This is a genomic window from Shewanella sp. 5S214 (assembly GCF_041439795.1).
Classification (GTDB): Bacteria; Pseudomonadota; Gammaproteobacteria; order Enterobacterales; family Shewanellaceae; genus Shewanella; species Shewanella vesiculosa.
The window spans coordinates 36,391-60,123 of record NZ_JBGOOV010000024.1; the positions used below are offsets into that span (position 1 = coordinate 36,391).

Here is a 23,733-nt window from a genome sequence, read left to right on the forward strand (position 1 = left end):
ATGTTTTTCTGCAATTTGATGTTGATTTTATTTACACGACTTATTTCAATTAATTGGTAAAGTTATAGTATTCTTTTCTAAGATGTTCGTTTAGGGTTTTATCTTTAGCATTAACTCAGTTGATTGTATTCATTTTTAGCATAACGACTTTGTTAAGCAAAACTAAATTTAGCAACCAATGCCAATAAAAAGACTTGGCATTGGCTACCTGAACCACCAAGTTGATTAAGTATCGTAGTCTTGGTTTTTAGGGTAAGGCATTTTTAATTGACCCCAACGGATCACAATTACTGTGCCTGCCAGTAAAATAGTCGACAGTGAAATGGCTAAAATACGCCAATCTTCCATTGCTTTCATGTCTAAAATTAAGTATCGCGCCAATGCCACAATCGCGATATAGAGCGGCATACGAATAGGTAACTTACCTGATTCAATATAATTAACGACCATAGCCAATACTTCAAGATAGATAAATAGTAAGAGTAAATCGGCTAATTCGACAGTCTGAATGACGATCATGTGAAGAATTTCTTCGCCAATAGCAAATACTGTCGCCATAGCGATAATTAATAACACTAGATGTTCGATATTTTTTAAGGTTTTTAATCCTACTTTTCGCAGTAACGGCATACTCATCTTCATCAATAAAATCAAAATACTATTATTGACGACTTCAGGGTATTTTCCCAGTGATCTCGATCGATTTTGTGAGATAAGCTGTGACTTGTTTAATCGCTGTTTAATTGAATGAACAACACGGCATCGTTTGCATTGTTATGACATAGGTTAAACGCGCATTGTTAATGATGGCGATTAGCTTACCGGCAAAGCTTCTTTGCTGTATACCGGCCTATTGAGTGATTGTTTGGTTTAGTGCACTGGTTATGGGTTTGCTATTGATGGCGGGAATATCTAAGTCATCGAAAAATGAGCTTTTAATAGCGGATTATGTACCATTGTGGCTAACAGTCATGCCATTTTATAAGCATAAAAAAACCGCTCAGGCGAGGCTTGAGCGGTTTTTTTATCAATAAAAGTTAGTTAGCGATTAACGCTTTAAACCTTCATTCAGTAGAGGACGCATAATTTTGACTATCTGAGTGGTTACTTTTGGGCTACCTGCCACAATGTTACCTGAAGTCATATAGTTATGTGCACCAGTAAAGTCGGTCACTGTACCGCCGGCTTCACGACAAATTAAGTCGCCTGCTGCGATATCCCATGGTTTTAAACCTATTTCGAAGAAACCATCTAAACGGCCTGCTGCAACGTAAGCTAAATCTAATGCCGCTGAACCGCCACGACGAACATCGGCACACAATGAAAATACTTCGCCTAAAATAGCCATGTAGCTTTCTGTGTGTTGACGAGCTTTAAATGGAAAACCTGTGCCAATCATAGTGTTGCTTAAATCATTAACGTTAGTTACGCGCATGCGGAAGTCGTTAACCTTAGCGCCTTTGCCGCGAACAGCTGAAAATAATTCTTCACGAACAGGATCGTAAACAACGGCAACTTCAATTTTGCCTTTGTACTGAAGAGCGATAGACACCGCAAAATGAGGAATACCACGAACGAAGTTGTTAGTGCCATCCAAAGGATCAACTATCCAAATGTAGTCTTTATCAGTACCACGGTTTTCACCGTTTTCTTCACCAATAATGGTGTGGTCTGGATAAGATTTACGAATTTGATAAGTAATAGTTGCTTCTGCTTCCTTGTCTACACTAGTCACAAAATCATTAATACCTTTACTGCTTACCTCAACACGGTCAAGTTCAGTATAGGCGCGCATAATAGTTTGGCCAGCAGCGCGTGCAGCGCGTGTGGCAATAGTCAGCATCGGATGCATTGCAATCCCCTGGATGTTAAAGAACGAGTAAAATAGCGCCCGCATTATACTTAATTTAGCCGTTATATCAAATGCAGATTTTCATATAACGTAATTTTTAACGATTGTGTTAATATACGGGCAATATTTTTTGCTAAAAGAAAGTGCTACATGCTCAGTAATATTCGTGTTGTTTTAGTTGGTACCTCACACCCTGGTAATATTGGCTCTACAGCTAGAGCGATGAAAACCATGGGCTTATCAAATTTATATCTCGCCGAGCCAAGAGCGGAGCCTGATGGGCAATCGATAGCACTTGCTGCAGGTGCATCTGATATTCTAAAAAATCTAACTCGTGTTGATTCATTAGAAGAGGCCATTGCCGATTGTAGTTTAGTGATAGCAACGAGTGCTCGCAGTCGTACCCTTGATTGGCCCATGCTTGACCCTCGAGAAGCGGGTTTAAAGTTAACTCAAGAAAGCCTAAATGGTCCGGTTGCTATTGTCTTTGGTCGTGAAAATCATGGCCTGAGTAATGAAGAATTACAGCAATGTACTTATCATGTGGCGATTCCGGCAAACCCAGAATACAGCTCGCTAAACTTGGCTCAAGCAGTACAAATTATTTGTTATGAAACTCGCGTCGCGCATTTAGCGCAAACAGCAACGCCAGTTGTCACAGAAGAATACCCATTAACATCTGAACTTGAACGCTTTTTTGTTCATTTAGAGTCGACCTTGTCTAAAACTGGTTTTGTGATTAAAAATCATCCTGGGCAAGTCATGACTAAATTGCGTCGTTTATACACTCGTGCCCGTATTGAAGCACCTGAGATGAATATTCTTCGTGGCATTTTGACTTCCATTGATAAGAAAATGGATAAACAAGATTAAGCAGTAAAGGAACACACCATGGCCATCATCGCTAGGTTAAAAGAAGACATCGAATCGATTTATCATCGTGATCCTGCTGCAAACAGTACCATAGAGATAATATTTAATTACCCGGGTATGCATGCTATTTGGATCCACCGTATTAGTCATAAACTGTGGCTAGCGAACTGGCGTTTCACAGCCCGTTGTTTATCGACATTTTCTCGCTGGCTCACCGGTGTTGAAATTCATCCAGGTGCGACGATTGGCCGACGTTTCTTTATTGACCACGGTATGGGCGTTGTAATAGGTGAAACTGCCGAAATTGGTGATGATTGCACGCTGTATCATAGTGTTACTTTAGGCGGAACAACTTGGCAGCCAGGTAAACGTCATCCCACTTTAGGCAATAATGTGGTGATTGGGGCTGGGGCCAAAGTACTTGGACCTATCACAATGCACGATGGTGCACGTGTTGGCTCTAATTCTGTGGTGGTTAAGGATGTCGCCAGCGATCACACTGTGGTGGGCATTCCTGGGCGTGTGGTGTCTTCGCCGACCGACCAGTCAAAAGAAAAAACTGAACGTCGCACTGAGATGGCTAAAAAGTATGGCTTTGATGCGTACGCTGTGTCACCAGATAATCCTGATCCTGTGGCTAATGCCATAGGGCAAATGCTTGATCACATGCATTTAATGGACTCGAAAGTACAAGAACTGTGTAATGCCATTCAGCAAATGGGTGGTGAAGTTTGTACTAAAAAGTTGCCAGAGTTAAATGTGGATGCATTTGATGAGGCATCGCGAGAAGCCGCGACCATTCGTAAACAAGACATTGATAAGTTCGACCCGAGTATTTAAAATTCAATAAGTCATTGTCGATTCAAGTCAAATAATCAGTTAATAATGCGATTAATTGCCTTGTCGGCATTGAATCTTACAAGATAAAAAGGTTAAATACCCGCGGCGAAATTGGGATCGTTTATAGTCAAACAACATCATAATACTTGAGTGATTTAGTAGGATTAATACTTGACTAAATTACTCGGGTATGTTGAAATTACTGCATACTTTTTGGGAGCAGTACAAGTTATGAAACTTACATCAAAAGGTCGCTATGCAGTGACAGCTATGCTGGATGTTGCGATTCACTCTGCTACTGGTCCTGTGCCTTTAGCTGATATTTCTGAAAGACAAGGAATTTCTTTGTCTTATCTTGAACAACTCTTCGCTAAGTTACGTAAACATGGTTTAGTGTCGAGTGTCCGCGGACCCGGTGGTGGTTACCGTTTAGGTTTAGAAGCCGTAGATATCTCAGTTGGCATGGTCGTGCATGCTGTTGACGAATCTGTAGACGCCACCCGTTGTCAAGGAAAAGGTAACTGCCAAAGTGGTACTCGTTGCCTAACCCATTCTTTATGGGGTGACTTAAGTAAACAAATTTCAGATTTTTTAGATGGTATTTCTCTTGCAGGTTTGATGCAAAAGCGAGATGTAAGATTTATTTCGTTAAAGCAAGATGAGATACAAAAGGAACATAGAGTGAGTCTATAACTCAACTATGTTGATTGATATATCATTATTATTTGTACGTTGTATGTAGCCTCATCTGAGACTGCTGAGTACGGAGTGTATTATGAAGCTTCCTATCTATTTAGATTATGCCGCAACAACGCCTGTAGACAAGCGTGTTGCTGAAAAAATGATGCAACACATGACGATGGACGGCGTATTTGGTAATCCAGCATCGCGTTCACACCGTTATGGTTGGCAAGCTGAAGAGGCGGTTGATATCGCCCGTAATCAAGTTGCTGATTTAATCAACGCTGATCACCGTGAGATTGTATTTACCTCAGGTGCGACAGAATCAAGTAACCTTGCGATTAAAGGTATTGCCCATTTTTATCACAAAAAGGGCAAGCACATCATTACCAGCAAAACTGAACATAAAGCTACGTTAGACACGTGCCGTCAGTTAGAGCGTGAAGGTTACGAAGTCACTTATATGGTTCCTGATGATAATGGCATCATCCCAATGGAACGCTTAGAAGCGGCGATGCGCGATGACACTATTTTAGTCAGCATTATGCACGTGAACAACGAAATTGGTGTGATTCACGATATCAATGCCATTGGTGAGTTATGCCGCGCAAAGGGTATTTTCTTCCATATGGATGCTGCCCAAAGTGCGGGTAAATTACCGATTGATGTGCAAACCACTAAAGTTGATTTGATTTCGATTTCTGGCCATAAAATGTATGGACCAAAAGGTATCGGCGCATTATATGTTCGCCGTAAGCCACGTATTCGTCTTGAATCGCAAATGCACGGTGGTGGACACGAGCGCGGAATGCGCAGTGGCACATTAGCAACTCATCAAATCGTTGGTTTAGGTGAAGCTGCTGTGATTGCCAAACAAGACATGGCTGCTGATAGCGAGCGTATTACTCGCCTTCGCGATAAGTTATGGAACGGTATTAAACACATAGAAGAAACCTATATCAATGGTGATATGGAACAACGCTACAGTGGTATTTTTAACGTGAGCTTCAACTTTGTTGAAGGTGAATCGTTAATGATGGCCTTAAAAGATTTAGCGGTTTCTTCTGGTTCAGCCTGTACTTCAGCAAGTTTAGAGCCAAGCTACGTATTACGTGCATTGGGTTTAAACGATGAAATGGCACACAGCTCAATTCGTTTCTCAATCGGCCGTTTTACTACCGATGAAGAAATTGACCATGCTATCAAAACGATAACTGAATCTATCGATAAGTTACGCGAAATGTCTCCATTATGGGAGATGTTCAAAGATGGTATCGATTTGGATCAAGTTCAATGGGCACATCACTAATTTAGATGGTTAAATAAGTGTAATACCATTATTCGTAAACTGATAACGACACAGATTTTGGAGCAGTATCATGGCTTATAGCGAAAAAGTAATCGATCATTATGAAAACCCACGTAACGTAGGTTCATTTGATAAGAACGACCCATCAATTGTTACCGGTATGGTTGGTGCACCAGCATGTGGTGACGTAATGAAGTTGCAACTTAAAATTAATGCTGATGGCATTATTGAAGATGCAAAATTCAAGACTTATGGTTGCGGCAGCGCAATTGCATCAAGCTCATTAGTGACTGAATGGGTTAAAGGCAAGAGTGTTGATGAAGCAGCGACCATTAAAAATGCTGACATTGCTGAAGAACTAGCACTACCGCCAGTTAAAATTCATTGCTCTATTTTGGCTGAAGACGCCATTAAAGCAGCAATTGAAGAGTATAAAAGCAGACAAGCTAAGTAATACCTGGAGTTAAGATGGCTATTTCAATGACCCCCGCTGCGGCTGATCGAGTAAGATCCTTTCTTGCTAATCGCGGGAAAGGCCTCGGCTTGCGCCTTGGGTTGAGAACATCAGGTTGTTCAGGTATGGCATACGTTATTGAGTTCGTTGATGATCTCAATGACGATGATGAGCTTTATAACATCGATGGTGTGAATATCATCATCGATGCCAAAAGCTTCATTTATTTGCAAGGTATTGAACTTGATTTTGTCAAAGAAGGCCTAAACGAAGGTTTTCAGTTCAATAATCCTAACGCAAAGGGTGAATGTGGTTGCGGTGAAAGTTTCACTGTTTAACCGTTATTCACCTGTTAAGTCGTTTTATATCAAACAGTAAGCATGATATCTGCCCATGAATTATTTCGATCTGTTTAATGTTGCACCTGCCTTTGATATCGATACCGCCTTACTTGCAGAGCGCTACCGCGAACTGCAACGGGCGGTCCATCCCGATAAATTCGCGAATGATACCGAGCAAAAAAAGCTGCTATCTGTTCAGCGTACTGCACAAGTTAACGACGGCTATCAAACGTTAAAAAATCCCTTACGCCGTGCTGAACATATGTTGAGCCTGCGTGGTATTGAATTAAGCCACGAAACCACTACGCTCAAAGATGGTACATTTTTGATGCAACAAATGGAGTGGCGTGAAGCGCTTGAAGATATAACTCATAGCAGTGATCCGCAGTCTTCAATTGATGAACTGTATGATTCATTTGCACAGTTTGAGTCGGTATTATCGGTTAAATTAGCGACGTTATTAGCCAGTGATGATAATGCAGATGCATTATTAGCGGCTGATCAAATTCGTAAGCTAAAATTTATGGCAAAATTGCAAGATGAGCTAGCTCGTATTGAAGATAGCTTGCTCGACTAAATTACCTTAAATTCTGAACCTTATTTATGATTAGCTTGGCTAATCGATAACACAACAAGTTGGAACACTATGGCACTGTTGCAAATTGCAGAACCTGGCCAAAGCGCCGCACCGCACCAGCATCGTCTTGCGGTTGGAATAGATCTTGGTACCACCAACTCACTTGTTGCTGCGGTAAGAAGTGCTCAAGCATTGACCTTGCCTGATGAGCAAGGACGTCATTCTTTGCCTTCTGTGGTGCATTATGGTGATACCAATGTACTCGTTGGCTACGACGCTCAACTACAATCAGCATTAGATCCACAAAACACTATCGTTTCGGTTAAGCGTTTTATGGGACGAAGCCTTACTGATATTCAGTCTGGCGTTCATCGATTACCCTACGCTTTACACGCGAGTGAAAACGGCTTGCCGGTGTTTACCACGCCTATTGGGCAAGTTAATCCTATTCAAGTGTCTGCCGAAATTTTAAAACCTTTAATTGCCCGAGCGGAAACTACGTTAGGTGGCGAGTTAGAAGGCGTGGTCATTACCGTACCTGCGTATTTTGATGATGCACAACGTCAAGGTACTAAAGACGCTGCAGAATTATTAGGCGTTAAAGTATTACGCTTACTTAACGAACCTACTGCTGCTGCTATTGCCTATGGACTTGATTCGAAGCAAGAAGGCGTGATTGCCATTTACGATTTAGGTGGCGGTACTTTTGATATCTCTGTTCTGCGTTTGAATCGTGGTGTATTTGAAGTGTTAGCCACAGGCGGTGATTCTGCTTTGGGTGGTGATGACTTTGATCATTTACTTGTTAGCCATTTGCAAACAACGTGGAACATCTCTGAGCCGAATAATCAGTTAGCACGTCAGTTACAGATTGAGGCTCGCCGAGTCAAAGAAGCATTAACTGAAAATGACAGCGTTGAAGCCTCTGTTGTCATTGGCGACCAAACCGTCAGCTGTAGTGTCGATAAAAATCTATTTAATGAACTCATTGGCGCATTGGTGAAAAAAACCATTGGTAGCTGTCGTCGCACTTTACGTGATGCAGGTGTGAGCGTGGATGAGGTGATTGAAACTGTCATGGTCGGTGGTTCAACTCGAGTTCCTTTAGTTCGTGAACAAGTTGAAATATTCTTCAAAAAAACACCGTTGACTTCAATTGACCCTGATCGCGTTGTTGCCATTGGTGCGGCTATTCAAGCCGATATTCTCGTTGGCAATAAACCCGATTCAGACTTATTACTGTTAGATGTGATCCCATTATCGCTCGGTGTTGAAACCATGGGTGGCTTGGTTGAAAAAGTGGTTACGCGTAATACCACTATTCCAGTTGCACGGGCACAAGAGTTTACCACTTTTAAAGATGGTCAAACTGCGATGGCATTTCATGTGGTTCAGGGGGAACGAGAGCTGGTTGACGATTGTCGTTCTTTGGCGCGCTTTACACTGCACGGTATTCCGCCGCTCGCCGCTGGAGCTGCTCATATTCGAGTGACATTCCAAGTCGATGCTGATGGTCTGCTCAGTGTTACTGCGATGGAAAAGTCCACTGGAGTTAAGACATCGATTCAAGTTAAACCTTCATTTGGTTTATCCGATACTGAAATCGCCACCATGCTAAAAGATTCGATGAAGTATGCTAAAGAAGACATTACTCGTCGTATGCTAGCAGAGCAAAAAGTTGAAGCCGCGCGGGTGATAGAATCCCTTAACGCAGCCTTGGCTAAAGATGCTGCACTGCTGGATGAGCATGAACGTCAACAGTTAGTGGTAGCGATCGCAGAACTTGATGCCGCCGCGCAACAAGACGATATTGATGCTATTGAAAAAGCAATTGCAAATCTCGACGATAAGACTCAAGATTTTGCGTCAAGACGTATGGATAATTCTATTAGAGCGGCGCTTAAAGGGCAGTCGGTCGACAACATATAGGTGAAATGATGCCACAGTTAGTATTTTTACCCCATCAAGAACTTTGTCCAGACGGCGCAGTACTTGAAGCTGAAGTAGGCGAGACGATTTTAAACGTTGCATTGCGTAACGGTATTCATATTGAACATGCCTGTGAAAAGTCTTGTGCTTGTACTACTTGCCATGTAGTTGTACGCGAAGGATTTGATCAACTCGAAGAAAGTGATGAGCTAGAAGATGACATGCTCGATAAAGCATGGGGCTTAGAACCTGAAAGCCGTCTATCTTGCCAAGCTAAAGTGGTTGATTGCGATATGATCATCGATATCCCTAAATACACAGTGAACATGGTGAGCGAAGGCTAGCCTTTACTGGTAGATTAACCCATCAAAATCGTTATTCATTGTGGGTAATTGGTCACAAAAAAAGAGTCAATCTATTAGGATTGGCTCTTTTTTTATCTATGGATATAGCAGTCATTGATTTTAAATATACTCAGCGTATGATGCCGGAAAATTTCTCTTTTGGAGCACTCTGTGCGCATTGCAATACTGTCTCAAGGCCCGCAATTATATTCTACTAAACGCTTAGTTGAAGCTGCATTAGCCCGGGGACATGAGGTCAAGGTTATCAACCCGTTAAAGTGTTATATGAATATTAATATGACCAAGCCTAGCATTCATATGGCGGGCAAAGATTTAGGCCATTTTGATGCGGTTATTCCACGGATTGGCGCTTCAGTAACCTTTTATGGTTCCGCTGTATTACGCCAATTTGAAATGATGGGTGTGTATGCGGTTAATGGCTCCATTGGGATTGCACGTTCACGGGATAAATTGCGTTCAATGCAGCTGTTGTCGCGGCAGGGGATTGGCTTACCGATCACCGGTTTTGCCAATAAACCAAGCGACATCCCTGATTTGATTGATATGGTGGGCGGAGCACCTTTGGTGGTTAAACTACTGGAAGGGACTCAGGGTATTGGCGTTGTATTAGCGGAGACTCGCAAAGCGGCTGAGAGCGTGCTAGAAGCCTTTATGGGCTTAAAGGCTAACATCATGGTACAAGAATATATTGCTGAAGCCAAAGGCGCAGATATTCGCTGTTTCGTGTTGGGTGATAAAGTGATAGCAGCGATGAAGCGCCAAGCAAAGCCGGGTGAGTTTCGATCTAACTTGCACCGTGGTGGCAGTGCAACTTTGGTTAAGTTAACCCCAGAAGAACGTTCTGTTGCACTTCGTGCCGCCAAAACAATGGGGTTGAATATTGCTGGCGTTGATTTACTGCGCTCAAATCATGGTCCTGTGGTGATGGAAGTCAATTCATCTCCTGGTTTAGAAGGCATTGAGAAAGCGACACAAAAAGACGTTGCTGACGCCATCATTAGCTTTATGGAAAAAAGTATTAACAAAACGGTTAAGGCTGCAGAGTAAGATGAATGTTTGCTCATGGAGCATAAATTGCGCCATGTTAATATAAATGACGCAATTAAGTGATGAAATATCACTGCTTAAGCGGATATGGCTAGGAATATACCCTTAAATTACGTATAATCCGCGCGAATTTTTTAAACTTGCTCACATTAAGGAAGCTCGTTATGTCGATCGAACGCACATTCTCTATCATCAAGCCAGATGCAGTTGCTAACAACCACATTGGCGCTATTTACAACCGTTTTGAATCAGCTGGTCTTAAGATCATCGCTTCTAAAATGGTTCACCTATCTAAAGAACAAGCTGAAGGTTTCTACGCTGAACATAGCGCACGTCCTTTCTTTGGCGCTTTAGTGTCTTTCATGACATCTGGTCCAGTTATGGTTCAAGTGTTAGAAGGCGAAAACGCTGTTCTAGCTAACCGTGAAATCATGGGTGCAACTAACCCAGCTGAAGCTGCTCGTGGCACGCTTCGTGGTGATTACGCTGCAAGCATCGACGAAAACGCAGTTCACGGTTCTGATGCTCTTGAATCAGCAGCTCGTGAAATTGCTTACTTCTTCAGCGCTGATGAAGTGTGCCCACGCACTCGTTAATTATTGCTGTAAGTTGATTAAAAGGAGCTTCGGCTCCTTTTTTTTGTTCGATCTTCAGCCGTTTATTTCTTTGCTTGTTTAATATCTACTTCTTCGCGTTTAAATGAGTTATTCATAATATTATATTTGACTTAAAATATTACATTTAATTAATAAGAATGTTGCGTGTTGATGAGGTTAAAAGTACCCGGTCAGAAAGTTCTTCATTCTATATGAAATATCGCAGAATTTACTTTTACGTCGTGTTAGCAGTAACGCTTTTTGGGATCAGTTTTAGAGCTATTTTGAATGAAATTAGCCAGTAAAAATGCTGATTAGTTATGTTTTAAATAAAAAGTCAGAAATAATGAAATGTAATTCTGACTACTTTTACGACAATTAAGCAATTTTTTTTTAAATATTAACAATTAATTTTTGATACATTCTATGTCTGTTTGCTGTTATTTTGTTAAAAATTATTTTTAATTGTTTGGTTTTTTGTTTCATTTTGTTTCATTTTGTTTCCATTTCGTTTCTGTTTGGGTTGTTTTTTGTTATTTTTGTAGTGTTTTAAAATGTTAATAATCTAAAATATCACTGTTAAATCTAGTAGCTACCTGATTAATAAGTTATTTTTCTGTGTCAAATTAATTATCAATTCTGATTTTATATGTGATGTTGTTCACATGTTGCTCTTGTTGACTAAAGGTTTTTTATTCATTAATAATGATTTTAAATAATTGGCAACGATCAATTATTCATAATTAAAAATATAACGACTTGTTTTATTTTATTCCAAGTTATAGGGAGTTTATTCATGAGTTCAGTCACATTAACTGCTAAGGCAATTCGCCGCAGTTTACTAGCTGTAGCAGCAACAAGTGTTGCAACAACAGGCTTATTTTCTTCTGCCGTAGTTTCAGCAGAAGAGCAAGCTCAGAAAGTGGAAAGAATTGAAGTTACAGGTTCACGAATCAAACGTGCCGATATGGAAACAGCTAGTCCAGTAAGCGTAATTGATGCCTCATCAATTATCTCTTCTGGCGCTACTTCTATCGATGACATTTTGCAACAAATGACCTCTACTGGTGGCGCGATGACTAACGCTGCTGTGAACAATGGTTCTCGCGGTAACTCAAACATTAACCTTCGCGGTTTAGGTGACAGTCGTACACTAGTATTAGTTAATGGTCGTCGTATGATTGCTTCTGGCACTGGTGCTGCGTCAACAGTGGATTTAAATACTATTCCAGTATCGATGATACAACGAGTTGAAATTTTAAAAGACGGTGCTTCGGCCGTTTACGGTACTGATGCAATCGCTGGTGTAGTTAACATTATTTTAAAACGTGATTTCGACGGTTTTGAAATGAGTGCTCAGACTGGTATGTCTGGTCACGGCGACGCCGATGAAACTAGCATTGACTTTACGTTAGGTAACACGTTCGACAAAGGTAATGTGGTTGTTAACGCACAGTACACCAAACGTGGTGATGCTAGCCAAGCAGATCGTGACTTCTCTGATTGCCCAATTTCTGAAACTGGTGCTGCTGGTAGCAAAACACTATATTGCGGTGGTAGCTCATACAGCCAAGGTGGTCATGTTTGGGGCGATCAAAACTTCCAAATAACTGGTACTGGTGAAGACGGTGCTTATGCTGTTGGTGACTCAGGTTTTTATGGTCAATATGTTGCTGGTGACGAAGGTAAGCCAGTATTTGAATATTTTGACGGAAAATCTGAAGCAGATGTAAGCGGTCGAGATGGTGTTTTCCATGATTTTAGTGATGAAGATAAATATAACTATGCGAAAGATAGTTATTTATCTACGCCAATGGAACGTATTAACTTAAGTTTTGCTGGTTCATATGAGCTTTCTGACTCGATTAGATTCTTCTCTGAAGCAATGTACTCTAAGCGCTGGTCTGAACAGCAAATGGCGCCACAACCAATATGGAACAACTCAGCATGGGTTTATAAGCCTCTATCTGCTGGTGGTACCATGACTGATGCCTTGCTTCCTTGGGCTCAAGATGGTGAAAAAATGAGTTATGGCCGTCGTATGGTTGAAACCGGTTCACGTGACTTTAGCCAAGTAGTTGATACTGTTCGTGTCGTTCTTGGTTTAGAAGGCGAGTTTGAAAACGGTTGGACTTGGGATGCTTCTTATAACAAAGGTAAAAATGATTCAGTTGAGACTCTTGCAAACCTACATAATTTAGGTTCAATTAACGATGCTGTTTTAGCTGGTACTTTTGATCCGTTTTTAGAATCTTCTTGGACAGGTGAGAGCATTGCTCCATTTGTTTACACCGAAGTTAACAGTGGTGGTAGTGATTTAGACATTATAGCTGCAACGCTATCTGGTGATATCGTTGATTTACCTGCTGGTGTGTTAGGTTTTGCTGCTGGTTATGAACATCGTAAAGAAGCAGCACATTTCACTCCAGATTCATTAACATCACAAGGTCTTGCAAATGATCCGCGCGTTGAAGCGACTGCTGGTGAATTTAGTGTTAACGAAGTGTATGCTGAATTAGCTATTCCATTATTAAGTGATTTACCATTTGCACAACAAGTTGATATGAGCGCTGCAATGCGTTACTTCGATTACAGTACATTTGGTGATGATACTACTTGGAAATTAGGCTTAACATGGCGCATGACTGATGATTTAATGTTCCGTGGTGGTCGTTCAACAGCATTCCGTGCTCCAACAGTTAGTGAATTATTTGGTGGTAAATCTCCATCATTTGATCAAATTGTTCACCCAGCGACAGATCAAAGCCAAGCAGAAGTTACAGTTGGTGGCAACGAGATGTTAACACCTGAAGAAGCTGATATTACTACTGTTGGTTTAGTCTATTCTCCTAGTTTTGTTGATGGTTTATCATTGACTGTCGACTACTACGATATTGGTATTACCAACACTATTACTGCAGTTGATTCTAACTATGTAGCTAATCAATGTTTAGATGCTAGCGGTGCTAAAATCAATACTGGTAGTGCATTATGTCAGGCTTCAAATATTGAGATAGATTCTACTGGTCGTATCAAGTTTGATAATGGTTTACAAAACATTGGTGCAACTAACACGTCTGGTTATGACATCAACATAGCGTATACGTTTGATGCAGTAGGTCTAAGCTGGAAGGCAAATTTAGATACGTCAATTTTAGAAACGTATGAAGAATTCGATCCAGATGGTAATGCAGTTGATTACCGTGGCTTTGTAACGGGTAACGCAGGTGGCTATGCTAAAATCAAAACTAATCTTGACCTAACTGCAAGTGGTGATGATTGGAGTGCTACATACGAAATTCGTTATATTGATGGTATGGATTCATTTGCTTGTAAAGATGATACTTCTAAATGTTATGCTCCTTCAGTAGATAGCATTGTTTATCATGACCTTTCAGGTTCTTATGATTTAACTAACAATATTCGTCTTTCTGGTGGTGTGAATAACATATTTGATAAAGAGCCTCCTTACTACACCGGTAACTTAGATTCAAACACCGATCCATATACGTATGACGTACTAGGTCGCTACTTCTTTGTTCGTGCTAACGTGAAGTTCTAATGTAACATTTATTGTTAATTATAAAAGTCGACTAACTATTAGTCGGCTTTTTTGTTATTAATCTCCCGTTCTCAGATAAGTTGACACATTGGAGACTTATCTATGAAGCCTTCAGTATCAATCAATATAAAACGTACTCAATGAGATTACATAACCTGAGATCGGTTTAAGCCATAACAGAAATAGCATTGAAATCGACCTCTGTGATATTGAGTTGTGGCTTACTCTCTTTGAGTTGATAAGCGATTAAATCACCAATAATATTCAGCATAAAACCATGCACACTTCTGTGTCTCGAATGTTCGATTTGTGAGATATTTTTAAGCTGGTCATTGATGGTTTCTATAATAAACTGTCTTGAAAGCATTGCTCTATCCCACAGTGATAAAACCTTTTTTTTTCATGTTTTTGCGAACATTGTTTACCAGTGTGACGCCTTGCTCAAGTAGCTCACTTGCCAACGCTTTGCTGATATACCCTTTATCCGTATACAGCTTATCCATTGAACTCACCACCATGCCTGAAACAGGCTGAGTATCATGAGCATTTGCAGGGGGGATTTTGGCGGCAACAATACCGCCCTTATGGTTAACGATGAGGTGAAGCTTGAACCCGTAGAACCACCCCATGGTCCCTTTTCCGCGACGAGCAAGGCAAGATAAGGTTTTATGCCTTGGAATTCGTAAATTGTGGCAGACTTTTATGCTGGTAGAATCAACGAACTCAATCCCTGTCGGTAGGCTTCTGATGCTGGAAAAATAACTGCAAAGTGGCACAACAGTTGAGGGCATGAGCTCAAGAAAACGCGTATAGCTGAGTACGTTGGGAAAGTCTGATTTAAAGAATCGAGCAAGATATCCAGTGTAATAATTTTGAAATTAGGATGGTGAGACGTATGGAAGAGTATGATAATATTAATTATTTAACTCATATCCATCCTGCTCAGACGTTGGCGTTTACGCGTATCATCTGTTAAGCACTGCTTTCTCCATTGTGGAATAAATACAGTACAAAAATCATCGACATCACAAAATATATCCACTAAATTATTCATAAGCCCTCTGCGTGATTGGTTCCTTCTCGGTCGAAAGATCTGATCACGAAAAGGGCGATTAGTTCAATTTTATCCCGAGTTCAGGTTACATAATCTTATCCTAAAAAAGCTAAAGCTCTCTTGATGTCAGACTCGATGAACAATTTACGCTATTTAACGCACTCAATAGAACCATTCTATTTTTATAATATGTAATGCATTTAAAATGCATCGAAGTAGCTATAAATTTTGGCTAAAAAGGAAAGCGCATATTAATGCGGACTTTGTCATTTTATGCAGTGAAGTGAAGGCCGCACATCGTATTACTAATAGCTCTGCTGGTGCATGAACGATAGCGCAATTATTGACTAATAAAGGGATTAACCTCAGTCTCTGGCGGATCCCCTTCATAATTTAGGTCTGCCAGCGGTATGAACCAGTTTGATATATTCGTTTAATGTCCAGTAAATTATCGACGCTTTCAGCGTGTATTTGGGCCTTCGCCGCACTTCTTTTCCCAATCTTATAACGGATAATATAGCGCGATGTTTGATGCTGTTCGCTTGAAAATCCTTCTGCCAGCCAAGATACCTCGCGGCTATACCTATGCACCACAACAGTATTTCTGCCAGCATTGCGATAAGCAATAACACATCATATCGCTTTGGACTCCGACTGCGACTTTGCCACAGCCCTATGCCATATTGTGGGCTTTTTAAATCCCGAAAGATTTCTTCAATTTACATGCGTTTAGCATAGAGCTCAACCACTTTTGCATAGCTGAAATATTCAGGCGGTAAGTTGGTCGCCAGTAGCCAAGGCTCCTTACTGCCTAAGCGATAACTCTTTTATGCTGTGTGGTTTCGGCCCGAGTTTGAAGAGCGCTTATCTATACGTAATTTGGGCTTAGCCTTAAATAGATGTAAATGGCAGCTTAGCGGTGATTTTGTGCAAGCTGGACATTACCTATGTATTTAGCTGTTAAGTTTGCTTTCGGGTAGAGCGATTTATTCGAGAACCAGGTCGGTATTTCATAATGCATAAAGCTTACATCGCCACGTACTCTACCAAGCCAGAACCAACTATAACATTCGACTTCTCTGAATCAGGTATTACGATAACCTACATCGGTCACGATGAGCGGACAACAGCCTTGAGGTAGAACATTGGCGAGTTCAGAGGGAAATGCATTATGGCTGCGAGGTGCGTTGTAGTCTTCAAACAAAAAAGTGCGTTCATATACAGTCACAGAGCGACCTTGAACACCGATGGATGCACGTAGCGTCATTATTCGGAGCTGTTCACGGACATCAGAGCAATCGACCAAGATAATAGGCATAGGATTTGAACCACACAAATATCGAGCATGCCATTGATAGAGGGTTATTTTATCTTGAGGTAAGTGATGATTACCTAAGAGTCGATCGATACGTTTAAGGTTATGTTTAGCCGCCACAGAGCCTGTAATATTACGATCAAGCTGAGTGAGTGACAATTGATTTCCATAGAGTCGTTACTCAGTGGCAACCATCAGAGAATTAGGGCGTTTTTGATGAATTTTGGGGCATTGTTTTTTAAGTAAATCGTGTAGTATATGGATATCACGCATGGTGTTAGATTTAATAGGTTTTTGGCGAAATTGATTAGATCAGATAGCACCATGCGTGTCTACTGCTTTGAAATTTGAAAGGATTATCTGGGGATTCCCTAGCCTTAGTCGTTATCGATCCCGTAATCTAATAAAAAAGCTTGGATTTGTCAGCTGTCAGAGCCTAAGTATTCATACAGAAAACTGCATAAGAGCATGTAGCTATCCCGAATAAGCTTAATCGACAGTTCGCCGTAACTCGACCAAATAAGGTGTGGCGATGTAAAGTATGTTACTGGTCGGTAATCGTTGGGCATATTTAGAAATTGTTCTAGACTTATTTTCCCGCAAACCATTGGGTGGGCTTTGTCAATACCGCGTGACAGCGAGCTGACATGTAAAGCCTTGAAAATGGCATTTGAGTTAAGGGGAAACCAGAGAATCTGATATATCAAAGTGATCAAGATTCACATTACACAAGCTTGAAATTCAGACCGTTATTATTGCGTTTTCAGATTGAGCAAAGCATGAGTCGTCTAGGTAATTGTTGAGATAACGCACCAATGGAGCGTTTCTTTAGAAGTTTGAAATCTGAATGGATACCTGTAAGTGGTTATGGGAATTTTACAGAAACAGATAAAGAGATTTCAAATTACATCACAGGATATTACAGTGAAACCAGACCCATAAGTACAATGGTGGGTTAACGCCAAATGAGTCAGAACGTTTATATTAGAATGACACTAAAACCGTGGCCAATTTAACTTGAACATATATGACCTCATCTTAGTTTAGGAATGAAACCCATAGGTAAAGTGCATGAAAAAGCCAGTCGAGAGTTCCAACTGGCTTAATAAAAATCATCAACTTATTCTGGACTAGACATGATTAAATGAGAAATGACTAAATAGGATTGATTAAGCGCTTTTAGTGATCTAAGCGTAATTCATGCCGATGTTCTCGACGAAATTTTTGTTCGCATTGAGTGCAACGTTGTTCCGTTGGATCTGTGATTAGGCGATATGCTTCTATGTCGACTTCACAATCTGAGCAAAGCCCATATAAACCCAGTTCAAGTTGACAATATGCAGCATCTAGCCGCATTAGCCGAGTAAAAATATCGGTGTCGGCGAGTTTTACTTGTGGTAGATAATCAATTAGTTGCCCAAGAGGGGTTTGCATTGTGACATGAGCAACTTCAGTCGATTTTAATGAATCCTTAATAACGAGCATTAACTCACGTCTCAAAATAAGTTCAAGTTGTTGAAGTTTTTGCTTTATATCCTGAGAATTGTGCAACTGAGATAACCTTAACTGACTATGCCAATGTAGATAATCTATTTTAAGCACAAATAGAGCCGATGTTATGACGAAGATCAATTCTCGATTAGATTTATGAGATAAAAACATGAATAATAATTTACTTTATATTCATGTTAGCCAAGGTTAATAGTCTGTACTGGAGAGGCTCTAGGGGCTTTATTAACGAATAGGCGGTGAATCAATCACCCTATATAGAACACTGATAATAATAACGTTGCGCTATTAACTTTGTTTAGGATAAACACAGTTTAACGAGGTGAATGACATAACCCAATCAAACTGCGTTAGATCCTAGCCTAGAGCCGCGATATTGCTAGTCTATAACAGTGCGCGATGAGCGTTTTGTAAGGTATTAACGATTTCTTCGGTTGTTTTAAACACTCGCAATTCTCTAAATAAGGTATCCGCTTCTGGGTATTGACGATTTAAGTAACTAAACCATTGTTTAATCCGTGAGGGATAATAGTCCGACTTTCGTCCGGTGAGTTCTTTGTCACTATAAGCCATGAGTAAACTTAATGTTTGTTGCCAGCTAAACGGGATTGCACCGGTTTTAATGGTGTCACCTAAGTTCGGTAGCGATATAGCACCTCGGCCAATCATTACACTGTCACAACCCGTTATATCCATACAACGTTGCGCATCAGCAGCATTCCAAATCTCTCCATTTGCAATAACGGGAATAGGCAGGCGTTTTCTGACTTCGGTAATGTATTCCCAATAAGCAGGGGGCTTATAACCGTCGGTTTTACTGCGAGCATGAATAGCCAGCTCTGTTGCGCCGGCTTCATACACAGCTAAGGCATTTTCCATAAATAACGACTTATCTTCGTAACCTAAACGGATTTTGGCAGTAACTGGATGTTCTGACGGTACAGCATCACGCATGGCCTTAACAATGTTATAAATATTCTCTGGGTATTGCAGTAACACTGCGCCGCCTTTACTTTTATTGACGGTTTTTGCTGGGCAACCAAAGTTTGCATCAACGCCGTTTGACCCTAGTTCTATGGCTCTAATGGCATTTTGTGCCATCCACTCTGGTTCTTGTCCTAACAACTGAACACGAACTGGTGTACCTGATGCAGTTAAACCTTGATGATGTAACTCTGGACACAGTTTGTAGAAGACTTTTTCAGGTAATAGTTGATTGACTACCCTGACAAATTCCGTCACCACCAAGTCAAATGGATTGATGGCTGACAAAATTTCACGCATATGGTCATCTACCACACCTTCCATCGGAGCTAAAATAACGCGCACAATACACCTTGCTGCAGTAAAAAGTGGGCTATTTTAACGTGTTTATTATCGGATAGCAGTACTAAATAGTGCCATGACCATCTTTGTCACGACGTTAAGTAAATTATTATTAATAATCATATTGATATGAATGTTGTTGTGTCTATGTTAAATGTATATAGCGTTATTTTTAAGCTTGCCTAGCAACAATTAATGTTAATAAAATGGATTTTTTTCACATTTCGGATATTTTTTTGTAATAAACGTTACTAACGGCAGGTCTCTTTACACAAGCCGGCAATAATGCTGGTCAGCATTATAATCACGACTTAAGGATATAATTATTATGAATTCAATCAAACAAACTACGTTAGCGGTTGCGTTAGGTTCAGTTGTAATGACGGCTGGTTTTTCGGCGCAAGTAGAAGCAAATCCATTTGGTTTTCAACAATTAACTTCTGGTTATCAACTTGATGGCGGAGAAGGTAAGTGTGGTGAAGGCAAATGTGGCGACATGAAAAAATCAGCGGAAAAAGCGGCTGAAGGTAAATGTGGCGACATGAAACAGTCAGCGGAAAAAGCGGCTGAAGGTAAATGTGGCGACATGAAGCAATCAGCGGAAAAAATGGCTGAAGGCAAGTGTGGCGACATGAAACAGTCAGCTGAAAAAGCGGCTGAAGGTAAGTGTGGTGACATGAAAAAATCAGCGGAAAAAGCAGCTGAAGGCAAGTGTGGCGACATGAAACAATCAGCTGAAAAAATGACTGAAGGTAAGTGCGGCGGTCAAAAATAACAGTTTGCTTCTGTTTGATAATGCCTAGGCTTATCTAATACAATTAAGGCCTGAGATTCAGGCCTTAAATCTATCTGTTTTTTATCGAATATTTAGTTATATCAATGACTTAAAAAAATCATCAAGGACACGCATTATGTCTACAAATCATGCTCATGGCTTAGCCAATGTCGGTTTAGGGCTTCGTCGAGAAATGTTAGACGAATTTTGTCAGCATGTGCCTGCCGCAATTGAGTTTTTTGAGGTTGCACCAGAAAATTGGATGACCCTAGGAGGTAAGTTTGGTCGTCAATTTGCTCAATTAACCGAACAACATCGTTTTTTTTGTCACGGATTATCTTTATCCATTGGTAGCCCGCAAGCTTTAGACACTCAGTTTGTACACAAGATAAAACACTTTTTAGATCGGCATAACATCGATATTTATTCCGAACATTTAAGTTATTGCTCGGGAGCCGGTCACATGTACGATCTTATGCCGATCCCTTTTACTGACGACGCAGTGATCCACACCGCTAAAAGAATAAACCAGGTTGAAGAGATACTTGAGCGGCCATTTATTTTAGAAAATGTTTCCTTCTATGCTGCTCCTGGTGCACAAATGAGTGAAGTTGAGTTTGTTAATGCCGTTTTGCAAGAAGCTGACTGTAAGCTGTTACTTGATGTGAATAACATTTATGTTAATTCAATTAATCATCAATATGATGCTAATGCTTTTTTGGCGGCTATGCCGACCGAGCGGATTGAATATTTACACATTGCTGGGCATTATCAAGAAGACATTGATTTGGTTGTTGATACCCATGGTGCCGACATTATCGATCCTGTTTGGGGATTATTACAGCAATGCTATCAATTACACGGTGTACATCCCACACTGCTTGAGCGCGACTTTAACATTCCTAAAACCGACATTCTGCTCAATGAAATTAATCAAATCCATCAATACCAACAACAAGCTTTACGTCAGCAGTCATTACTGAGGAAGGCATAATGGGTTTTATGCAAGTACAGCAACAATTTATGGATTACATTCGTGATCCTAGCTTGCCATTACCAGAGGGTATTGAGCCTAGGCGGATGAATATCTATCGAGAGTTATTTTTTAATAATATCAGTGGTTTTGTCTCCAGTGCTTTTCCGGTACTTAACAGTCTATATCAGGATGAACAATGGCAAGCATTAGTGCAGAAGTTTTTTCGGTCTCATGATTGTCAAACACCAATATTTGTCGAAATTGCCAGTGAGTTTTTAGCGTTTTTGCAGCATCAATATCAAATCACACAAGATGACCCGATTTTCATGTTGCAGCTAGCGCATTATGAATGGTTAGAGTTATGTGTGGCAGTCGCGCCAGACACACCATCATCTCAGTTGCTCGTTTCTGGCGATCTCGCCCAGCGGCGATTATGTTTGGCCACTTGTGCCAAGGTCGCGCAATACGCTTTTGATGTTCAACATATTAGTGTTGACTACCAACCCATTGAACCTACACCGCAAGCGAACTTTTTTTGTGTGTTTCGAGATTTAACTGAGCAAGTTGCTTTTTTGCAACTGACGCCTCTAAGCGCACAAGTATTGGCTTACATTGAGCAAATGAGCCTTTCTCAACAAGGTGTCACCGTAGAGGCGATTATTGTGTGGTTAAGTGAACACTACCCACAAATGTCCAATGACACCTTATTATCAGGCTGTTTACCTTTACTCCAACAATTGGCGCAAAAGGGGATTATTATTTCATCAACTTAGTCATAATAGGCTTAAAAAATTTATGGTTTTTATTTTATAAAGATAGGTCTAAAATGAGCCACTTTTTGTGACCGGCCTCACACTTGCTATTCGCTAAGTTAACCCAATGTTGACCTATCATAGCGAATGAAAGTGTTAAGCTATTGCAGTAACAACATCACCTGAATGTAGGAATAATCATGAGTCAGCCTTTTAAAGACCCGTTTAACATATTTTATTTCGTTGGTTTTATTTTGGTTTTATTAATTCCAACATTACCCGCGAGTCTTTCATGGTTGAAAGCAACAGGATTAATTTAACGCTAACTTCAGGTTAACCTGTCATGATGTGTCTACTAAACCACTCTGCTAGAGTGGTTTTTTGTTTCTTATGAGGGTGCTTATGGCGGTAAAACGTGGTTTTTTTCTAATAATAGGCCTGTGCAGCCTTGTTTTAGGCTTAATCGGTATTGTGTTGCCTTTATTACCAACAGTCCCGTTTATTCTGCTGGCTGCTTTTTGTTTTTCCCGTTCAAATGATCGCTTGCACCATTGGTTAGTCAATCATCCATGGTTTGCCGAAGGTATTCGTCAATGGCAATCGAACAGGGCCTTGAGTCGTCCTCTTAAGAAAAAAGCCATGTTAATGAGCGTGCTAAGCTTTGGGGTTAGCATTGCCATTGTGCCGATTGTTTGGGTGAAAATGATGTTATTGTGCATGATGCTTTTTTTAGTATTTTTTTTGTGGCGGATCCCAGAGTTAGAATAATAAATCGTCAGTTAAGGTAAGCTAGTTGCAACTGAGATTAAACGGGCATAAGATCAGCTAAGTATTTTTACCAGAGTCCACCCGCAACGTGGACTTTTTTATTGCGTAATCACTTTTATAGAGTTAACTAAAATTATGATGAACCAAGACAGTTTAGCGCTTATTAAGCAAAGCATTAAAACCATTCCTGATTATCCAATACCAGGCATCATGTTCCGTGACGTCACGAGTTTGCTTGAAAATGCAGAAGCTTATAAAGCCACTATTGCGATTTTAGTGGCTCATTATCAATCAAAAGGTTTCACTAAAGTGGTTGGTACGGAAGCGCGTGGTTTTTTATTTGGTGCGCCACTAGCTTTAGAGCTAGGTGTTGGTTTTGTACCTGTTCGTAAACCAGGTAAATTACCCCGAAAAACCATTAGCCAAACCTATGATTTAGAATACGGTAAAGATACCTTAGAAATTCATGTCGATGCCATTAATGCCAATGATAAAGTGTTAGTGATTGATGACTTGCTCGCCACGGGTGGCACGATCGAAGCAACAGTAAAGCTTATCCGCCAACTTGGTGGTGAAGTGTCTCACGCTGCATTTGTAATTTCATTACCAGAAATTGGTGGTGAGAAGCGTTTGCAAGGTATGGGAATTGAAGTATTAAGCTTATGTGAGTTTGATGGTGAGTAAATAGTAAAATAAACTGCTATTTTATTAAGCAGTTAACTGTATTCTGCACTATCAAATACATGCTCAACAATAGCATGCCAGCCCTTGGCATGTTATTGTTAACCCCTTTATAGGGATTGACTCCCGATAGCTCTCTGTGGGGAATTTC

At 40.5% G+C, this 23,733-nt stretch carries 21 protein-coding genes and 4 pseudogenes; 19 read left to right on the forward strand and 6 right to left on the reverse strand.

Features of this window, described 5'->3' with window-relative positions; genetic code table 11:
• Positions 1 to 225: 225 nt before the first annotated feature.
• Together ACED29_RS15530 and suhB are read right to left on the reverse strand one after the other, a co-directional pair.
• Complete coding sequence (locus tag ACED29_RS15530; RefSeq protein WP_124016083.1) at positions 226 to 630, reverse strand: phosphate-starvation-inducible protein PsiE; 405 nt, start codon at positions 628 to 630, stop codon at positions 226 to 228.
• Between the two features lie 418 nt (positions 631 to 1,048).
• Positions 1,049 to 1,852: an inositol-1-monophosphatase gene (gene suhB / locus ACED29_RS15535; RefSeq protein WP_124016082.1), complete on the reverse strand. Its 804-nt coding sequence runs from the start codon at positions 1,850 to 1,852 to the stop codon at positions 1,049 to 1,051.
• 150 nt (positions 1,853 to 2,002) lie between these two features.
• On the opposite strand from suhB, the gene trmJ reads away from it, so the two are divergent.
• From trmJ to ACED29_RS15595, 12 genes are all read left to right on the forward strand, one after another.
• The gene (trmJ, locus tag ACED29_RS15540; protein ID WP_182699009.1) at positions 2,003 to 2,725 is read left to right on the forward strand and encodes a tRNA (cytosine(32)/uridine(32)-2'-O)-methyltransferase TrmJ; all 723 of its coding nucleotides are present in this window, start codon (positions 2,003 to 2,005) and stop codon (positions 2,723 to 2,725) included.
• Positions 2,726 to 2,743: 18 nt separating this feature from the next.
• On the forward strand, positions 2,744 to 3,565 hold the full coding sequence (gene cysE, locus ACED29_RS15545; protein ID WP_371698043.1) for a serine O-acetyltransferase: 822 nt from the start codon (positions 2,744 to 2,746) through the stop codon (positions 3,563 to 3,565).
• Positions 3,566 to 3,796: 231 nt separating this feature from the next.
• The gene (gene iscR / locus ACED29_RS15550; RefSeq protein ID WP_011637879.1) at positions 3,797 to 4,258 is read left to right on the forward strand and encodes a Fe-S cluster assembly transcriptional regulator IscR; all 462 of its coding nucleotides are present in this window, start codon (positions 3,797 to 3,799) and stop codon (positions 4,256 to 4,258) included.
• Between the two features lie 82 nt (positions 4,259 to 4,340).
• Complete coding sequence (locus tag ACED29_RS15555; protein ID WP_371698044.1) at positions 4,341 to 5,555, forward strand: IscS subfamily cysteine desulfurase; 1,215 nt, start codon at positions 4,341 to 4,343, stop codon at positions 5,553 to 5,555.
• 70 nt (positions 5,556 to 5,625) lie between these two features.
• Positions 5,626 to 6,009, forward strand: coding sequence for a Fe-S cluster assembly scaffold IscU (iscU, locus tag ACED29_RS15560; RefSeq protein ID WP_124016078.1), 384 nt, complete (start codon positions 5,626 to 5,628; stop codon positions 6,007 to 6,009).
• A gap of 14 nt (positions 6,010 to 6,023) precedes the next feature.
• Positions 6,024 to 6,347, forward strand: coding sequence for an iron-sulfur cluster assembly protein IscA (gene iscA / locus ACED29_RS15565; protein ID WP_124016077.1), 324 nt, complete (start codon positions 6,024 to 6,026; stop codon positions 6,345 to 6,347).
• Between the two features lie 55 nt (positions 6,348 to 6,402).
• Entirely contained in the window at positions 6,403 to 6,927 is a 525-nt protein-coding gene (gene hscB / locus ACED29_RS15570; protein ID WP_124016076.1) for a co-chaperone HscB, read from the forward strand.
• Between the two features lie 69 nt (positions 6,928 to 6,996).
• Positions 6,997 to 8,856: a Fe-S protein assembly chaperone HscA gene (hscA, locus tag ACED29_RS15575; RefSeq protein WP_371698045.1), complete on the forward strand. Its 1,860-nt coding sequence runs from the start codon at positions 6,997 to 6,999 to the stop codon at positions 8,854 to 8,856.
• A gap of 8 nt (positions 8,857 to 8,864) precedes the next feature.
• Complete coding sequence (gene fdx / locus ACED29_RS15580) at positions 8,865 to 9,200, forward strand: ISC system 2Fe-2S type ferredoxin (RefSeq protein WP_124016074.1); 336 nt, start codon at positions 8,865 to 8,867, stop codon at positions 9,198 to 9,200.
• Positions 9,201 to 9,371: 171 nt separating this feature from the next.
• Positions 9,372 to 10,268 (forward strand): 30S ribosomal protein S6--L-glutamate ligase, encoded by an 897-nt coding sequence (gene rimK, locus ACED29_RS15585; RefSeq protein ID WP_124016073.1) that lies wholly within the window; start codon positions 9,372 to 9,374, stop codon positions 10,266 to 10,268.
• 164 nt (positions 10,269 to 10,432) lie between these two features.
• A complete protein-coding gene (gene ndk, locus ACED29_RS15590) occupies positions 10,433 to 10,864 on the forward strand; it encodes a nucleoside-diphosphate kinase (RefSeq protein WP_124016072.1) in 432 nt (143 codons plus the stop codon).
• Positions 10,865 to 11,660: 796 nt separating this feature from the next.
• Positions 11,661 to 14,426: a TonB-dependent receptor gene (locus ACED29_RS15595; protein WP_371698046.1), complete on the forward strand. Its 2,766-nt coding sequence runs from the start codon at positions 11,661 to 11,663 to the stop codon at positions 14,424 to 14,426.
• Positions 14,427 to 14,592: 166 nt separating this feature from the next.
• Here the strand turns inward: ACED29_RS15595 and ACED29_RS15600 are convergent.
• Positions 14,593 to 15,480 (reverse strand): annotated as a pseudogene (locus ACED29_RS15600) (IS982 family transposase).
• An 88-nt stretch (positions 15,481 to 15,568) separates the two neighbouring features.
• On the opposite strand from ACED29_RS15600, the pseudogene ACED29_RS15605 reads away from it, so the two are divergent.
• Positions 15,569 to 15,805: pseudogene (locus ACED29_RS15605) on the forward strand (IS3 family transposase); the annotation flags it as partial.
• Between the two features lie 61 nt (positions 15,806 to 15,866).
• Here ACED29_RS15605 and ACED29_RS15610 read toward each other — a convergent pair.
• Positions 15,867 to 17,068: pseudogene (locus ACED29_RS15610) on the reverse strand (IS4 family transposase).
• 103 nt (positions 17,069 to 17,171) lie between these two features.
• On the opposite strand from ACED29_RS15610, the pseudogene ACED29_RS15615 reads away from it, so the two are divergent.
• Positions 17,172 to 17,783, forward strand: a pseudogene (locus ACED29_RS15615) (IS3 family transposase); the annotation flags it as partial.
• A gap of 191 nt (positions 17,784 to 17,974) precedes the next feature.
• Here ACED29_RS15615 and ACED29_RS15620 read toward each other — a convergent pair.
• Positions 17,975 to 18,280: a TraR/DksA C4-type zinc finger protein gene (locus tag ACED29_RS15620; RefSeq protein WP_371698052.1), complete on the reverse strand. Its 306-nt coding sequence runs from the start codon at positions 18,278 to 18,280 to the stop codon at positions 17,975 to 17,977.
• A 408-nt stretch (positions 18,281 to 18,688) separates the two neighbouring features.
• Complete coding sequence (gene dusC, locus ACED29_RS15625) at positions 18,689 to 19,633, reverse strand: tRNA dihydrouridine(16) synthase DusC (protein ID WP_182723445.1); 945 nt, start codon at positions 19,631 to 19,633, stop codon at positions 18,689 to 18,691.
• Between the two features lie 325 nt (positions 19,634 to 19,958).
• Here dusC and ACED29_RS15630 point away from each other — a divergent pair, with 325 nt between their 5' ends.
• The 5 genes from ACED29_RS15630 to apt all read left to right on the forward strand — a co-directional run bounded on the left by ACED29_RS15630 (position 19,959) and on the right by apt (position 23,585).
• Entirely contained in the window at positions 19,959 to 20,405 is a 447-nt protein-coding gene (locus ACED29_RS15630; protein ID WP_124016068.1) for a hypothetical protein, read from the forward strand.
• Positions 20,406 to 20,541: 136 nt separating this feature from the next.
• The gene (locus ACED29_RS15635; protein ID WP_124016067.1) at positions 20,542 to 21,399 is read left to right on the forward strand and encodes a DUF692 domain-containing protein; all 858 of its coding nucleotides are present in this window, start codon (positions 20,542 to 20,544) and stop codon (positions 21,397 to 21,399) included.
• Positions 21,399 to 22,154: a DUF2063 domain-containing protein gene (locus ACED29_RS15640; RefSeq protein ID WP_124016066.1), complete on the forward strand. Its 756-nt coding sequence runs from the start codon at positions 21,399 to 21,401 to the stop codon at positions 22,152 to 22,154. The genes ACED29_RS15635 and ACED29_RS15640 overlap by 1 nt, the downstream gene beginning before the upstream one ends.
• Positions 22,155 to 22,535: 381 nt before the next feature.
• Complete coding sequence (locus tag ACED29_RS15645; protein ID WP_124016065.1) at positions 22,536 to 22,901, forward strand: YbaN family protein; 366 nt, start codon at positions 22,536 to 22,538, stop codon at positions 22,899 to 22,901.
• 132 nt (positions 22,902 to 23,033) lie between these two features.
• Positions 23,034 to 23,585, forward strand: coding sequence for an adenine phosphoribosyltransferase (gene apt / locus ACED29_RS15650; RefSeq protein ID WP_101088153.1), 552 nt, complete (start codon positions 23,034 to 23,036; stop codon positions 23,583 to 23,585).
• Positions 23,586 to 23,733 lie beyond the last annotated feature (148 nt).

What these genes read in the sequence shown, in the direction of transcription:
- ACED29_RS15530 (WP_124016083.1), bottom strand. Translation starts at nt 630, where the DNA reads ATGCCGTTACTGCGAAAAGTAGGATTAAAAACCTTAAAAAATATCGAA.
- ACED29_RS15595 (WP_371698046.1), top strand. Translation starts at nt 11,661, where the DNA reads ATGAGTTCAGTCACATTAACTGCTAAGGCAATTCGCCGCAGTTTACTA.
- suhB (WP_124016082.1), bottom strand. Translation starts at nt 1,852, where the DNA reads ATGCATCCGATGCTGACTATTGCCACACGCGCTGCACGCGCTGCTGGC.
- ACED29_RS15620 (WP_371698052.1), bottom strand. Translation starts at nt 18,280, where the DNA reads ATGCTCGTTATTAAGGATTCATTAAAATCGACTGAAGTTGCTCATGTC.
- ACED29_RS15645 (WP_124016065.1), top strand. Translation starts at nt 22,536, where the DNA reads ATGGCGGTAAAACGTGGTTTTTTTCTAATAATAGGCCTGTGCAGCCTT.
- hscB (WP_124016076.1), top strand. Translation starts at nt 6,403, where the DNA reads ATGAATTATTTCGATCTGTTTAATGTTGCACCTGCCTTTGATATCGAT.
- ACED29_RS15630 (WP_124016068.1), top strand. Translation starts at nt 19,959, where the DNA reads ATGAATTCAATCAAACAAACTACGTTAGCGGTTGCGTTAGGTTCAGTT.
- ACED29_RS15635 (WP_124016067.1), top strand. Translation starts at nt 20,542, where the DNA reads ATGTCTACAAATCATGCTCATGGCTTAGCCAATGTCGGTTTAGGGCTT.
- cysE (WP_371698043.1), top strand. Translation starts at nt 2,744, where the DNA reads ATGGCCATCATCGCTAGGTTAAAAGAAGACATCGAATCGATTTATCAT.
- ndk (WP_124016072.1), top strand. Translation starts at nt 10,433, where the DNA reads ATGTCGATCGAACGCACATTCTCTATCATCAAGCCAGATGCAGTTGCT.
- trmJ (WP_182699009.1), top strand. Translation starts at nt 2,003, where the DNA reads ATGCTCAGTAATATTCGTGTTGTTTTAGTTGGTACCTCACACCCTGGT.
- hscA (WP_371698045.1), top strand. Translation starts at nt 6,997, where the DNA reads ATGGCACTGTTGCAAATTGCAGAACCTGGCCAAAGCGCCGCACCGCAC.
- iscA (WP_124016077.1), top strand. Translation starts at nt 6,024, where the DNA reads ATGGCTATTTCAATGACCCCCGCTGCGGCTGATCGAGTAAGATCCTTT.
- iscU (WP_124016078.1), top strand. Translation starts at nt 5,626, where the DNA reads ATGGCTTATAGCGAAAAAGTAATCGATCATTATGAAAACCCACGTAAC.
- fdx (WP_124016074.1), top strand. Translation starts at nt 8,865, where the DNA reads ATGCCACAGTTAGTATTTTTACCCCATCAAGAACTTTGTCCAGACGGC.
- iscR (WP_011637879.1), top strand. Translation starts at nt 3,797, where the DNA reads ATGAAACTTACATCAAAAGGTCGCTATGCAGTGACAGCTATGCTGGAT.
- ACED29_RS15555 (WP_371698044.1), top strand. Translation starts at nt 4,341, where the DNA reads ATGAAGCTTCCTATCTATTTAGATTATGCCGCAACAACGCCTGTAGAC.
- ACED29_RS15640 (WP_124016066.1), top strand. Translation starts at nt 21,399, where the DNA reads ATGGGTTTTATGCAAGTACAGCAACAATTTATGGATTACATTCGTGAT.